This is a genomic window from Streptomyces sp. NPDC059080, assembly GCF_042739975.1.
Classification (GTDB): domain Bacteria; phylum Actinomycetota; class Actinomycetes; order Streptomycetales; family Streptomycetaceae; genus Streptomyces; species Streptomyces benahoarensis.
This window is the reverse complement of record NZ_JBHYGX010000044.1, coordinates 11,673-25,892: the sequence shown is the minus strand read 5'-3', so window position 1 is coordinate 25,892 and position 14,220 is coordinate 11,673. Positions and strand designations below refer to the sequence as shown.

At 74.6% G+C, this 14,220-nt stretch carries 10 protein-coding genes and 1 pseudogene; 6 read left to right on the top strand and 5 right to left on the bottom strand.

Translation table 11 applies throughout. The features are described 5' to 3' along the window. Positions 1–13: 13 nt before the first annotated feature. Positions 14–1,456, bottom strand: coding sequence for a glycosyltransferase (locus ACFWWQ_RS25455; protein ID WP_384600442.1), 1,443 nt, complete (start codon positions 1,454–1,456; stop codon positions 14–16). A gap of 543 nt (positions 1,457–1,999) precedes the next feature. Then, positions 2,000–2,839 (bottom strand): (2Fe-2S)-binding protein, encoded by an 840-nt coding sequence (locus ACFWWQ_RS25450; RefSeq protein WP_384600440.1) that lies wholly within the window; start codon positions 2,837–2,839, stop codon positions 2,000–2,002. A 127-nt stretch (positions 2,840–2,966) separates the two neighbouring features. On the opposite strand from ACFWWQ_RS25450, the gene ACFWWQ_RS25445 reads away from it, so the two are divergent. Further along, complete coding sequence (locus tag ACFWWQ_RS25445) at positions 2,967–3,809, top strand: GntR family transcriptional regulator (protein ID WP_384600437.1); 843 nt, start codon at positions 2,967–2,969, stop codon at positions 3,807–3,809. 45 nt (positions 3,810–3,854) lie between these two features. On the opposite strand, the gene ACFWWQ_RS25440 is transcribed toward ACFWWQ_RS25445, so the two are convergent. The 3 genes from ACFWWQ_RS25440 to ACFWWQ_RS25430 form a co-directional block, all read right to left on the bottom strand. Continuing rightward, a complete protein-coding gene (locus tag ACFWWQ_RS25440; RefSeq protein WP_384600435.1) occupies positions 3,855–4,721 on the bottom strand; it encodes a hypothetical protein in 867 nt (288 codons plus the stop codon). A gap of 394 nt (positions 4,722–5,115) precedes the next feature. Next, the gene (locus ACFWWQ_RS25435) at positions 5,116–6,030 is read right to left on the bottom strand and encodes a hypothetical protein (RefSeq protein ID WP_384600432.1); all 915 of its coding nucleotides are present in this window, start codon (positions 6,028–6,030) and stop codon (positions 5,116–5,118) included. Positions 6,031–6,482: 452 nt separating this feature from the next. Next, entirely contained in the window at positions 6,483–8,135 is a 1,653-nt protein-coding gene (locus ACFWWQ_RS25430) for a PucR family transcriptional regulator (RefSeq protein WP_384600485.1), read from the bottom strand. Between the two features lie 334 nt (positions 8,136–8,469). On the opposite strand from ACFWWQ_RS25430, the gene ACFWWQ_RS25425 reads away from it, so the two are divergent. The 5 genes and pseudogenes from ACFWWQ_RS25425 (at position 8,470) to ACFWWQ_RS25405 (ending at position 14,036) form a co-directional block, all read left to right on the top strand. Further along, entirely contained in the window at positions 8,470–9,357 is an 888-nt protein-coding gene (locus tag ACFWWQ_RS25425; RefSeq protein WP_384600429.1) for an FAD binding domain-containing protein, read from the top strand. Then, positions 9,348–9,935 carry a (2Fe-2S)-binding protein gene (locus tag ACFWWQ_RS25420; RefSeq protein ID WP_384600426.1) on the top strand — a complete coding sequence of 196 codons (588 nt, stop codon included), beginning with the start codon at positions 9,348–9,350 and terminating at the stop codon, positions 9,933–9,935. Before ACFWWQ_RS25425 ends, ACFWWQ_RS25420 begins: the two co-directional genes overlap by 10 nt. Positions 9,936–9,937: 2 nt before the next feature. Beyond that, positions 9,938–12,364 carry a xanthine dehydrogenase family protein molybdopterin-binding subunit gene (locus ACFWWQ_RS25415; protein ID WP_384600423.1) on the top strand — a complete coding sequence of 809 codons (2,427 nt, stop codon included), beginning with the start codon at positions 9,938–9,940 and terminating at the stop codon, positions 12,362–12,364. Between the two features lie 121 nt (positions 12,365–12,485). After that, positions 12,486–12,849, top strand: a pseudogene (locus ACFWWQ_RS25410) (NCS2 family permease); the annotation flags it as partial. Between the two features lie 11 nt (positions 12,850–12,860). Then, complete coding sequence (locus ACFWWQ_RS25405) at positions 12,861–14,036, top strand: XdhC family protein (protein ID WP_384600420.1); 1,176 nt, start codon at positions 12,861–12,863, stop codon at positions 14,034–14,036. Positions 14,037–14,220: the final 184 nt, after the last annotated feature.

Genomic DNA, 14,220 nt, shown 5'->3' with positions numbered 1-14,220 from the left:
GTCCGTGAGGTGGTCAGCCCGTTTCGGTCCGGTCGGCCGGACGCCCGGCCGGCGCGGCCGTCCGGCCCGGGGGAGCGGACGCCGCGCTGCCCGAGGTGATGGCCCACCGGGCGAGCAGGAAGGTGACGGGGGTGACGAGGACACCGGCGGCGAGCGCGGCGAGGTTCCGGTCCATGCCGAACCGGCTGACCGCGACGTAGAGCAGGGCGCCGGAGGCCACCAGGTTGAAGAGGCTCGACAGCGGATAGCGCGCGAGACCACGCCAGGTGGGCCGGGTCCGGCAGGTGAAACGCGCGTTGAGCAGGAACGACCCGACGGTGCTGACCGCGTAGCCCAGGACGTGCGCGGCGAGATAGGGGATGACGCGGTTGAGCGCGGCGTAGACGGCGAGATACACGGCGGTGTTGGCGCAGCCGATCAGCACGAACACCGCGAACTGCCGGGTGGCCGTCCGTTGCGCGGTCGCCGGCACGGTCGTCGCCGAAGTCGCCGTCGTCGGTACGGTCACGGGTACCGGACCGGCTGCCGGAAGGGCGTCGGTCTCGCGTACGACATAGGGCGGCCGGCGTTTCGCCTCGTGGTAGATGCGGCCCACGTATTCGCCGATGACCCCGAGGGTGACGAGCTGAATTCCGCTCAGCGCCACGATGGCGGTCAGCAGCGTCGCATAACCCGGCACGTTCGCGCCGTTCAGCGCGACATTCGCGACGACCCACAGGGCGTAGGCGAGTGCCGAGAGGAAGACCCAGAGCCCGGCGTAGATGGCGAGGCGGAGCGGGCGGTTGTTGAACGAGAGGAGGCCGTCGATGCCGTAATTCAGCAGCCTTCTGCTGCCCCATTTCGAACATCCGGCGGCGCGTTCGGCATTGCGGTACCAGAAGGTGACCGTATCGAATCCGATCCAGGAGAAGATCCCTTTCGAGAAGCGGTTGTTCTCCGGGAGCGTCAGGACGCTGTCCACCGCGCGGCGCGACAGCAGCCGGAAGTCCCCGGCACCGTCGACCAGTTCCACGTCCATGAAGCGGCGCACCAGTGCGTAGTAGGTGCGGCTGAGCGCGGTGCGCACCAGTCCGTCACCGGCGCGGTCCCGCCGCGGGACGACCTGGTCGTAGCCGTGCCGCTGGAGGGCGACCATCCGCGGGATCAGCTCCGGCGGGTGCTGGAGGTCGGCGTCCATCAGCACCACCGCCCGGCCGCGCGCCATGCGCAGCCCCGCGAGCATGGCGGCTTCCTTGCCGAAGTTCCGGCTGAAGAAGGTGTAGCGCACGCGGGGGTCGGCCGCGGCGAGGGTGCGCAGCAGCGCTCCGGTGCGGTCGGCGCTCCCGTCGTCCACGTAGCAGATCTCGAAGGTTTCCCCGGTGCGGTCGAGGGTGGCGACGACCGCCGCGTGGAACTTCTCGATGACCTCGGCCTCGTTGAAGCACGGCACCACAACCGAAATCTGAAGAGTGGTCACCTTGCTCTCCTCGCATCGGAACGGATGGATTTCCGTACCGGATCGGGCCGTGTGCCGCGGCGGAACGGGCGGATGCCGAAGCCCGGGAACGCCGTTGCGGAATGGGGGTGATGCCCCCTGCGTCCTCCGAATGGCGCGGGCGGCCCGGCTCCCCTTCGCACCCCACGGCCGCATCTAATCACTGAACGTGTCCCGCGCATTCGCCACACGCCATCGGGGGCGGGGCTGACCCGATCGGCTCAATCGCCGCCCTTTCCCGGCGAGGACGGGAAAGGGCGCGGCGAATGATGTACGAAAGGCGAAACTCTTTGACATCGTGGGGAGTTGGGGGAGCGCCGCGGCGTATTCACGGGGATTTTCCCCGGCGGCGCGGCGCAGCGGTCCGTCAAGCAGGACAGGATCGGGCGGAGTTCGGCGGCGGTGGTGTCGCGTTCCGCTGCATCCGCCGTGGGGGGGCGGCATGGTCCTCGCGGTGGCCGCGCTGACGCTGCTCGGGGCGTTCCTCGCGTACGGCACGGGCCCGGCCGGTCGGCTGATCCGGGCTCAGACGGTGGCGGTCAGCCGGGCGACGCGGTCGGCGTCGCAGGTGCGGGGGCAGGTGACGCAGGTGTCCTCGGGGCGCAGCGTGTAGACCATGCAGCAGCTCGCGCGGTCCCGGGTCGGCAGCGCCTCGCCGCCCGGCCCGGTCAGCTCGCGGAACGCGGCGGAGCCGACGTACGGGGCGGTGGCGCCGGGCAGCAGCCGCTCCAGCTCGGCGACGGCGCGCCGCTCCTCGCCCAGTAGATGCCCGAGGTACCACAGGCCCTCGACGATCTCGTCGGACGCCATGCCCCACAGGGCGCGCGGGCCACGCCGCATCCGGCCGCGGAAACCGTCCAGCACCGGCCCCAGATGCCCGGCCACCGCGTCCCGCACCGCCCCGCGCAGCGCCTCCTCGTCGGGCACCACCCGCGCCCCGGGCAGCTCCGCCGCCGGGTCCCCGGGAAGGCACGCGAACGAGCGCACGCGTACCGACATCCGGCCCTCCTCGCGGTGGAAGGCGACGTCGGCGACGGGCAGTGACGGCACCCGGCGGTGCAGGAACCAGGGCAGGGTGATCAGCAGGCAGGCGGGCCAGGCGTAGCGGTGCAGCGCGAAGGAGGCCACGACGTCGGGCCGGGCGCGGGTGCCGTAGTCCCGCTGGATCTGCGCATCGTCCCAGGTCAGGAAGGTGTCCAGGCCCTCGCCGCCGGCCGCCAGGGCCGCGGCGCCCACCCAGCCGTCGCCGTCCGGCAGGGCAGCGTCCGCCTCGGTGACCCGCAGCGAGGGGAAGACCTCGGTCAGCTGGGCGTAGGCGCCGGAGAGCGGGGAGGCGGGGGCGGACGTGGCGAGGGCAGGGGGCATGCGGTGACCACCGAATCGCGATCGTTGGCAGGTAAGGCTTACCTTAGCGGAAGCCTACCCGTGGGGCGCGAGCTGGGAACCTTCGCCGTCGCCGCCTAAAGTTCGGGGGATGTCAGGAGGCACCCCCATGGAAGGCACCCCCACGGAACCGGCCGGCGCGGACCACGGACCGGCGGCCCGCCCCCGGGTGCCCGCCCAAGCCGATCCCGTCGCGGATCAGACCGTCCCCGCCACGGACCGGGCGGCGCCCGCCGTGCACCGGGGAGAGCAGGCCGCCCCCGGGAGAGCCGTCCCCGAGCAGCCCGCCGTGCCTCGCCCCGAGCCCGTGCCGCCCCTCGTCCGGCCGCGGCGGCACTCCGTCCGCGCGCAGATCCTCGCGGCGCTGCGGCAGTCGCTGCTCGCCGGGGAGCTGACGCCGGGGGAGGTCTACTCCGCCCCCGCGCTCGCCGGTCGGTACGGCGTCTCGGCGACCCCGGTGCGGGAGGCGATGCAGCAACTCGCGGGCGAGGGCGCCGTCGAGGTGGTGCCCAACCGCGGCTTCCGGATCGTCGAGCACAGCGTCCGCGACCTCGCCGAGGTGGCGGAGGTCCGGGCGATGCTGGAGATCCCGGCGGTGGTCCGGCTGGCGGGCGCGGTGCCGTGCCCGGAGCGCTGGGTGGGGCTGCGGGCGCTGGCCGCCGACGGGGTCGCGGCCGCGGCGCGCGGCGACCGCGCCGGGTACGCCGAGGCGGACCGCGCCTTCCACCACGCCCTGATGTCCCTCACCGGCAACCGCCGGCTGGTGGCGGTCGTCGACGATCTGCTGCGCCGGGCCCGGCGCCCGGCCGGCGGACCCCGCCCGCGCCCGGCGGAGCTCCAGGCGGACGCCGCGCAGCACGTGGCGCTGGTGGACGCGCTGTCCGCCGGCGAAGCGGACCGCGCCGAATGCGTCGTCCGGGCCCATCTCTCGCTCGCCCGCCAGCGGTTCTGAGGCGCCCGGCCGATGGTCCGGCCGGGCGCCCGTACAGCGTGCGGGTCAGTCGGTCACCAGCTTCTCCAGCGGGAGAGCGGCGGCATCGGCCGCCGGACGGGAGAGGTACAGATCGGCGTGGTAGAAGCCGTCGGCCTCCTTGCCGGTGGTCGGCAGGGAGTGCTCCGCCAGCGCCGCGAAGGCCGCCCGCTGCTCGTCGTCGTCCGCGAACCGGCGCTGACGAAACGTTCGGGCGGGCAGCTTCTCCGTCACCAGCCCGGCGCGCGCCAGCAGGGCGGACACTGGGCGGTACGAGACGGTCCGCAGCACGAACGCGGCGACCCACGGCGGCGCGGTCACGGAGTCGAGGAGATGCCCGAACGTGCGGGCCGTGATGTAGCCGACGCCGCCGGTGACGGTGATCAGATCGGTACCGGCGAGCGCGGCGCGCAGCGCGGCGGTGGGCCGCCCGGTCTCCAGGTTCTCCGCGAAGCCCGCGTCCAGCAGTCCGGCCTCGCGTCCGTAGCGGACGGCCCGGTCCGCCGCGTCGATTCCGGTGAGGTGGACCGCGTCGGCCCGGCGCTTGGCGGCGAAGTACGCGCGGTCGTCCGCCGCCCGCTCCCCGCCGTCCGGCCCGGGGGCGGTGTAGCGGGCGAAGAGGTCGGTGAGCGTCAGATGGTGGTTGAGGAGGGCGGCGTTGATGCCGTACGAGCAGCACAGGTCGACGACGCGCAACGGCGGCCGGTCCGCGCGGTGGCGGCGCAGGGCGTCGGTGGCGGCGCGGAACACCGCCTGGCCGTGGTGCGGGATCTGGTAGTCGAGCGGCTGGAGCGTCGTGAAGTAGCGGCGTGGATCCGGGCAGTTGTAGATCGCCTCGAAATCAGCCTTGCCCCAGTCGGGCGAGGTGGTGGAGCGGTGCGCTTCCGTTGCCACGGATGCCTCCTGAAAGCTCTGCCGATGGGCGGGGATCCGGACCAAGCATCCAGCCCCGGTCCCGGGCCGACACCGTCACTTGCGGCCATTTTCGGCGCTGCGGCCCGGCTCCGGGCCGCCCGCGGTGGCCGCCCGGCGCGGCCGAGGTGCCCTGGCAGCGCGGGGGCGACGGCCCGCCGCGGCGGCCGTTCCGGCCCCGCCGCCGTAGGTTTTCGGCCGATGACGGCGCGGACGGGCATGGCCGACGCCAGGGGGTTGACGGGGTGGGTGCGGTGGCTCATGGGGCGGGGGCGTTACGGCACTTGGGGCGGTGGGCAGGGGCGCCTGGGGCGGGTGCGCCGCGGCACCGGGGCCGGAGGCCGGGCCCGCCCCGGCGGGGCGCTTCCGCCTCCCGTCACACGGGCGGCTCGCCCCCGTTCCCGTCCTCCTCGTCCAGGAGCGCACGGGGAAAGCGGCCCGTGAGCCAGGTGGGGAGGCCGCCCATGAGGCGGAAGAGGCGGGCAGCCTCGGTGAGCAGGCGGGCGGCGTCGTCCGGCGCCGCGTCCGCCAGGGCGACCAGCGCGGGCGCCGTGCCGACCAGGAAGCCCAACTCTTCCCGGATCCGCAGCGATTCGGCGAACCCGTGCCGCGCCTCCGCCAACTCCCCGCCCCGCAGGGCGAGTCCGGCGAGATGGCGCCAGGTGGCGGAGAGCAGCAGAGTGTCCCCGGCGGCGGTGGCGCCCGCGTGCGCCCGGCAGTAGGCGGCGCGCGCGGACTCCGGGCTGTCCGCGACATGTTCGGACATCAGCCCGCGCCGGAAGTCCAGCAGCGGCCGTCCGGGCGCGCCGGGCGCGAGGAGCGCCGCCGCCCGGCCCAGCGCGGAACGGGCCTCGTCGGCGCGGTCGCGGACGCCTAACACCGTGGCGGTGTAGGCGAGATGGCCGCGTTCGCAGGCCGCGCCGCCGCGCTCCGCGTCGTCGGAGGCGAGCGCCTCGGCGGTGCGCAGCGCGTCCTCCGCCGCCGCCCAGCCCGCGGCGGTGTACATACAGCGCTCCACCAGGAGGGCGGCGCGGTGCAGCGCGACCGGTGCGCTGCGGGCGGCGTACGGCTCCAGCAGCGCCGCCGCATCGTCCCAGCAGCCACGGGAGCGCAGCCGCCACACGGCGCGGTCGAGCGGGTCGTCGCCGGGCGTGCGCGCCGCGGGGTCCGGGGGCGGGGCCGGGGCCCGGCGGGCCGCTGCCGAAGTCGTGGATCGCGGGGATGCGGGGGACGCCGGGGCGTCCGGGGATCCCTCGGGTTTCGCGGATTTCGGCATAGCGGTATCCGCCACCTTGCCCTCCCGAGCGCGCCATTGAGCTGGAAATGGAAGCCGTGGCCGAAGCCGTGGGCGCATCTCAGCACGGATTCCGTGGCGCGGCCAAGGGTCCGGGTGAATGTTTTCACAAACGCCCGAAACTGCTCCGGTCCCGGGAAACGGCCCGTGACCACCGGGGCGCCGGACCCGGCGCACACCCAGCGCACCCGGCGCACGCCGCGGTGGCGCCGCCCGGTCGTGGTCCCCGAACGGCGGGCCGCGAGCGTGGGAACGGGGCGGATACGGCCGGTCCGGGCGCGGCGCCCGTGGCCCCCGCGCGGCCCGCCCCTGCGCGCCCCGGCCCTGCGCGGCCCGCCCCCGTACGGCGTCGCCGGTTCCCTCGCACGTCCCGCCCCGGTGCGCGCCCCGGCCCCGGGCGGTACGGATTCCGTGGGGTCAACGGGCCGTGGCGGCGGGCCCGCCCGGCCTCAGCTCATCCGCAGCGCCAGGAAGAAGTCGAGCTTGTCCTCCAGGCGGGAGAGGTCACGGCCCGTCAACTGCTCGATGCGGCCCACGCGGTAGCGCAACGTGTTGACGTGCAGATGCAGGCGCCCGGCGCAGCGGGTCCACGACCCGTCGCAGTCCAGGAACGCCTCCAGGGTGGGGATCAGTTCGGCGCGGTGGCGTCGGTCGTAGTCGCGCAGCGGATCCAGCAGCCGCGCGGTGAACGCCCGCCGTACGTCGTCGGGGACGAACGGCAGCAGCAGGACGTGCGAGGCCAGCTCCTCGTGACCGGCGGTGCAGACCCGGCCGGGGCGGGCGGCGGCCACCCGGCGGGCGTGCCGGGCCTCCTCCAGGGCGCCGCGCAGCCCCTCGGCGGAGTGCACGGGCGCGCTGACGCCGATCGTCAGGCGGCCGTCGTCGGCCAGCCCGCGGCCGAGCGGTTCCCCGACGGCGGAGAGCAGCGCGGCGGCGCGCAGCCCCTCCCCGTCGCCGTCGGCGGTGGCGGGCAGCGGGATCAGCGCCACCGCCTCGTCGCCGGTGTGCGCCACGGCGATCCGGTCGGACGGCTCCGGTCCGGACGCGCCGGGGGCCGCCAGCACCTCCTCCAGCAGGGCCTGCGCCGCCGCGCCGCCCGGCCCCTCGTCGCCGTCCCGTTCGACCTGGGCCACCACGATCTGCCAGTGCGGCGCGGCGCTCGGGCCGGGCAGCAGCACCGGGGCCGCCAGCCGCAGCCGGGCCGCGATCTCGGTGGGCGCGGCGCCCGTCTGGACCAGCTCCAGCACCTCCTGGGCGAGCCGCCGCCGTACCGTGCGCGCGGCGTCCCGCCGCTCGCGTTCGACGGCGATCAGCTGGGTGACGCCCTGGAGCAGGTCGAGTCGCTCGGCGGGCCAGTCCGCGATGTCCGCCTCGACGGCCAGCAGCCAGTCCGACAGCAGCGTCTCGCGCGCCTCGCGGCCCTCCTGCCGTACGGGGAAGAGCGCGTACGCGGTGCCGTCGAGGGTGACGCGGTACGGGCCGCGGCGGCCCTCGCGGGAGGCGGCCAGATGGGCACCGGCGAGCCGCGCGCCGACCCCGTCGGGCAGCTCGGGACCCCGGCCGGTCAGGGTGGAACCGGCGATCCGCCGGCCGGTGGGGGAGAGCACCCAGGCGCGCAGATCGAGGTCGGAGCCGAGGAGGTCCAGGACGACGTCCGGGCCGCCGCCCGCCGGGCCGGAGGTCATCAGGCGGCGGTGGCGGTCGACGACGGCGGCGAGGTCACCGGCGCGTTCGGCGGAGACCTGCCGGACGACGTACTCGGTGATGGAGGCGAACGAGACGGCCTCGGTGACGGAGAACAGCGGCAGCCGGTGCCGGGCGCAGGCGCGCACCAGGTCCTTGGGGACGGAGCCCAGCTCCGCTTCGCCCGCCGCCAGTCCGGCGACGCCCTCGGTGGCCAGGATGCGGACGAAGCGCTCGGAGTCGCCCGGCTCGCGGCGCCAGGCCAGGCCGGTCAGGACCAGTTCGCCGCCGGAGAGGTAGCGGCTGGGGTCGCGCAGGTCGGTGGTCATGACGCCGCGTACCGCACGCTCCAGCTCGTCCTCGCCCCCGAGCAGGCTCAGGCCCAGGGATGCCGTGTCCAGGAGTGCGCGGAGCCGCATGACCTCGCCCGCCGATCTGTGCTGTGGGGTGGTGCCGAATACCGCGGGGTGCACCGACCCCGCCTTTCGTTCGAATCTACAAGACATGCCGCGTGGCCAGCCAACCGCTTCATGTTTTCGGTGACTGCACCCCGGGGTGCCGCGCCGCGTTGACTGGCATGGATGGCATTGATGGCATGAACAGGACATGAACTGCTCGCCGGCGGCGCGACCGGTGGCCCTCCACCGCGGGTGGCGAGCGAGAGTCTTCTGCGAGATTCCCGTACTTTGCCCTCCTTCGCCCCTATTTCTGGAAGAGAGCCGTGATGGACTGCATTTCTGGAAGAGAGCCGTGATGGACTTCCTTCGCCCCGCCACCTGGGAGGAGGCGCTCGCCGCCAAGGCCGCGCACCCCTCCGCGGTACCCCTCGCGGGCGGCACGGACGTGATGGTCGAGATCAACTTCGACCACCGCCGCCCCGCGTACCTGCTCGACCTGGGCCGCATCGGCGACCTGGCGGAGTGGGAGACCGGGGAGCGGACCGTGCGCCTGGGGGCGTCGGTGCCGTACACGAAGATCATGGAGCAGCTGCGGACCGAGCTGCCCGGGCTGGCGCTCGCCGCGCACACCGTGGCCTCACCGCAGATCCGCAACCGCGGCGGCGTCGGCGGCAACCTCGGCACCGCCTCCCCGGCGGGCGACGCCCACCCCGCGCTGCTGGCGTCCGGCGCCGAGGTCGAGGCGGAGTCGGTACGCGGCCGCCGGATGATCCCGATCGACGGCTTCTACCGCGGCGTCAAACGCAACGCCCTGGAGCCGGACGAGCTGATCCGCGCCGTCCACATCCCCCGGGCCACCGGCCCGCAGCAGTTCTCCAAGGTCGGCACCCGCAACGCCATGGTCATCGCGGTCTGCGCGTTCGGCCTGGCCCTGCACCCGGACACCCGCACCGTACGCACCGGCATCGGCTCCGCCGCGCCCACCCCCGTCCGCGCCACCGCCGCCGAGGAGTTCCTGGCCGCGGCGCTGGCGGAGGCCGGGCTGTGGGAGTCGGGCGGGGCGCTCCTGCCGTCCGTCGCCCGGGAGTTCGGGCAGCTCGCCGCCGGAGCCTGCAACCCCATCGACGACGTCCGCGGCAGCGCCGCCTACCGCCGCCACGCCGTCGGCGTCATGGCCCGCCGCACCCTCGGCTGGACCTGGGAGACCTACCGCGGACAGGAAAGGAACGCACCGTGCGCGTGAACATCACCGTCAACGGCCGCCCCCAGCAGGCCGACGACGTCTGGGAGGGCGAGAGCCTGCTGTACGTGCTGCGCGAGCGGCTGGGCCTGCCCGGCTCCAAGAACGCCTGTGAGCAGGGCGAATGCGGTTCCTGCACGGTCCGCCTGGACGGTGTGCCGGTCTGCTCCTGCCTCGTCGCCGCCGGACAGGCCGAGGGCCGCGAGGTCGTCACCGTCGAGGGGCTGGCGGACGTCGCCGAGGCGCGCGCCGGGCACGGTTGCGCCGCTGGCCCCTGCGGCACCGACCCCGACACCGCCCGCCGCTGGCAGGCGAAGCCCGCCCCGGGCACCGACGCGCCACTCGCCCCCGTCCAGCAGGCGTTCATCGACGCCGGAGCCGTCCAGTGCGGCTTCTGCACCCCGGGCCTGCTGGTCGCCGCCGACGAACTCCTGGAGCGCACCGCCGAGCCCTCCGACGCCGACATCCGCGAGGCGCTCTCCGGCAACCTCTGCCGCTGCACCGGCTACGAGAAGATCCTCGACGCGGTCCGCCTCGCGGCCGCCCGCGCCGCCGCCCCGACCACGGAGATGGGGGCCTGACCATGGCCGGAGTCACCCGCACCCCCACCGGCCTCACCCAGGGCTCCACCGCCCCGGCCGGCATCGGCGCCTCCACGCTCCGCCCGGACGGCATCCTGAAGGTCACCGGCGAGTTCGCGTACGCCTCCGACATGTGGCATGAGGACATGCTCTGGGGCCACACCCTGCGCTCCACCGTCGCGCACGCCGAGATCGTCTCCCTCGACACCTCCGAGGCGCTGGCCACCCCCGGCGTGTACGCGGTCCTCACCTACGACGACCTGCCCACCGAGGTCAGGCACTACGGCCTGGAGGTCCAGGACACGCCGGTCCTCGCGGACGGCAGGGTCCGCCACCACGGCGAGCCGGTCGCGCTGATCGCCGCCGACCACCCGGAGACCGCCCGCCGCGCCGCCGCCAAGATCAAGGTCGAGTACGCGGAGCTGCCGGTCGTCACCGACGAGGCGTCCGCCACCGCCGAGGACGCCCCGCTCGTCCACGAGCACCGCACCGACCTCCCCCAAGGACCTCCGGCAAGCTCCGGTCCAGGGGGGACCCCCTTCGCCGCCCACGTCCCGCACCCGAACATCGTCCACCGCCAGCCGATCGTCCGCGGCGACGCCTCCGCAGCCGCCGGACGGGCCGATGTCGTCATCACCGGCGAGTACGTCTTCGGCATGCAGGACCAGGCGTTCCTCGGCCCGGAGTCCGGGCTCGCGGTGCCCGCCGAGGACGGCGGCGTGGACCTCTACGTCGCCACCCAGTGGCTCCACGCCGACCGGCGGCAGATCGCCCCCGTCCTCGGGCTGCCCGAGGAGAAGGTCCGGCTGACGCTCTCCGGCGTCGGCGGCGCCTTCGGGGGCCGCGAGGACCTGTCGATGCAGATCCATGGCTGCCTGCTGGCGCTCCGCACCGGCAAACCCGTCAAGATCGTTTACAACCGCTTCGAGTCCTTCTTCGGCCACGTCCACCGCCACCCCGCCAGGCTGCGCTACGAGCACGGCGCCACCAAGGACGGCAAGCTCACCCACATCCGGTGCCGCATCGTGCTGGACGGCGGCGCCTACGCCTCCTCCTCCCCGGCGGTCGTCGGCAACGCCGCCTCCCTCGCCGTCGGCCCGTACGCCGTCGACGACGTGGAGATCGAGGCGCTCGCCCTCTACTCCAACAACCCGCCCTGCGGCGCGATGCGCGGCTTCGGCGCCGTCCAGGCGTGCTTCGCGTACGAGGCGCAGATGGACAAGGTCGCCAAGGCGCTCGGCATGGACCCGGTGGAGTTCCGCCGGATCAACGCCATGGAGCAGGGCACCCTCATGCCGACCGGGCAGCCCGTCGACTCCCCGGCGCCCGTCGCCGAACTGCTGCGCCGCGTCAAGGCGATGCCGCTGCCGCCGGAGCAGCAGTGGGAGACCACCGAGGGCCCCGACATCCGGGCGCTGCCGGGCGGACTGTCCAACACCACCCACGGCGAGGACGTGGTACGCGGCGTCGGCTACGCCGTCGGCATCAAGAACGTCGGCTTCTCCGAAGGGTTCGACGACTACTCCACCGCCCGGGTGCGGCTGGAGGCCGTCGCCGGCGAACCGGTCGTCACCGTGCACACCGCGATGGCGGAGGTCGGCCAGGGCGGCGTCACCGTCCACGCGCAGATCGCCCGCACCGAACTGGGCGTCCAGCAGGTCACGATCCACCCCGCCGACACCCAGGTCGGCTCGGCCGGTTCCACCTCCGCGTCCCGGCAGACGTACATGACCGGCGGCGCGGTGAAGCACACCTGCGAGGCGGTGCGGGAGAAGGCCCTCCAGCTGGGCCGGGAGCGGTTCGGGACGTACCACCCGGCGTGGGCGACGGCCGAACTCCTGCTGGAGGGCGGCAAGATCGTCACCGACGGCGGCGAGGCGCTGGCGGACCTCGTGGACGTCCTGGGGGAGGAGGCCATCGATCTGGAGCGGGAGTTCCGGCACCGGCCCACCGAACCGTTCGATCTGCGCACCGGCCAGGGCAACGGCCATGTCCAGTACTCGTTCGCCGCGCACCGCGCCGTCGTCGAGGTGGACACCGCCCTCGGCCTGGTCAAGGTCGTCGAGCTGGCCTGCGCGCAGGACGTCGGCAAGGCGCTCAACCCGCTGTCGGTGGTCGGCCAGATCCAGGGCGGTACCACGCAGGGCCTGGGCGTCGCCGTGATGGAGGAGATCCTCGTCGACCCGGTCACCGCGAAGGTCCGCAACCCCTCCTTCACCGACTACCTCATCCCCACCATCCTGGACACCCCGACCCTCCCGGTCGACGTCCTCGAACTCGCCGACGAGGCCGCGCCGTACGGGCTGCGCGGCATCGGAGAGGCCCCGACCCTCTCGTCCACCCCGGCCGTCCTCGCGGCCATCCGGGACGCGACGGGTCTGGAGCTGACCAAGACGCCGGTGCGCCCCGAACACCTCACCGGCACCTGAGCCACCGGGCCGGGGCGCGCGCCGCACCGCGTCCCGGGCCCGTCCGCCTCGGGCCGTCCCCAGGGGCGAGGGCGGCCCGCTCACCCTCGGGCTCACCGTCAACCTCTCCGGCTGGCCGGTCCTCTTCTTCGCGGCGTGCCTCTTCTCCGCCCGCTCACCCCACTGGTCCCGGCGCAGGTCGCGTCGGCCGCCCTCGTCGTCATCGGCGCGATGATGATGAGCGGGGCCGTCCATGCCGACCGGAGCGACCGCGCGACATCCGTCCCGGTCTTCCTCACGGTCGCCCTGATGCCGTTCGCTGACGACATGACCGCGGGCGTCGGCGCCGGTGTCGTATCCTGCACCGCCATCCGGGCGGCGCAGGGCAGATGGCGTGAGGTGGGGGCTTCCTGTGGGCGCTGACCCTGGTCTTCGTCGTCTACTTCGCCCTCCACCCGAGAGAAAGCCGGCTCGGCGTCGGACAGCCCCGCCCGCCCCCTTCGTGAGGAGAATCGAGATGCTGGACATCGCCGACGCACTGCACCGGTGGGTCGAGCAGCGGCGCGACTTCGCGGTGGCCACCGTCGTGGCCACCCACGGCAGCGCACCGCGCCACCCGGGCGCCGCGCTCGCCGTCGACGCCGACGGCACGGCCCTCGGCTCGGTCTCCGGCGGATGCGTGGAGGGCGCGGTCTACGCGCTGTGCCAGGAGGCGCTGGAGAGCGGCGAACCGGTCCGCCAAAGCTTCGGCTACAGCGACGAGGACGCCTTCGCCGTGGGCCTGACCTGCGGCGGAACCATCGACATCCTCGTCACACCGGTCCGCGTTGCCGGCCGGGACGCCACCTCGGACGCCTGGGACGGGGCGCGGGCGGCGGACGCCGACACGCTCGCCGGGGCGCTGGCCGCCGCCGCCCGCGGGGAGGCGGCGGCCCTCACCCGCGTGGTGCAGGGTCCGCCCGCGCTCCTGGGCCGCGCCCTGCTGGTACGACCCGACGGCACCGTCACCGGCACCCTCGGCGGCCACCGCGACCTGGACCGCACCGCCGCAGCCGAGACGCGGGCGCTCCTGGAGGCGGGGCGCACCGCCACCGTCGAGATCGGCGCGGACGGGTCGCGGTGCGGGGAGCCGGTGACGCTGCTGGTGGAGAGCTCGGTGCCCGCGCCGCGGATGCTGGTCTTCGGGGCGATCGACTTCGCCGCCGCGCTGGTGCGGGTCGGCAAGTTCCTCGGCTACCACGTGACGGTCTGCGACGCCCGGCCGGTCTTCGCCACCACGGGGCGCTTCCCCGACGCCGACGAGATCGTCGTCGACTGGCCGCACCGCTATCTCGACTCCCAGGACCTGGACGCCCGCGCGGTGCTCTGCGTCCTCACCCATGACGCCAAGTTCGACGTCCCGCTGCTGGAGCGTGCGCTGCGGCTGCCGGTGGCGTACGTCGGCGCGATGGGTTCCCGCCGCACCCACCTCGACCGCCTGGAGCGGCTGCGCGGCGCCGGGCTGACGGAGCTGGAGCTCCACCGGCTGCGCTCACCGATCGGCCTCGACCTCGGCGCCCGCACCCCGGAGGAGACCGCGCTGTCCATCGCCGGCGAGATCGTCGCCAACCGCCGCGGCGGCACCGGCGCGCCCCTCACCGGCGCGCACACCCCCATTCACCGGGACCCGCCGCGGATAGGTTCGGTCGCCTGACGGCGGAGGGCAGGGCCGAAGGGAGCCGGCAAGGAGACGGCCTCCCCCCCCCCCCCGGGGGGGGGCCGCCCCCACGCGCCCCGGGGGGGGCCCCCCGCGGGTAGGAGCAAGCAGATACGAGCCACAGGAACACCCCCCCCCCCCCCCCACAAAGCCCGCCCCCGCGCGGGGGGGCCAGCGCGCC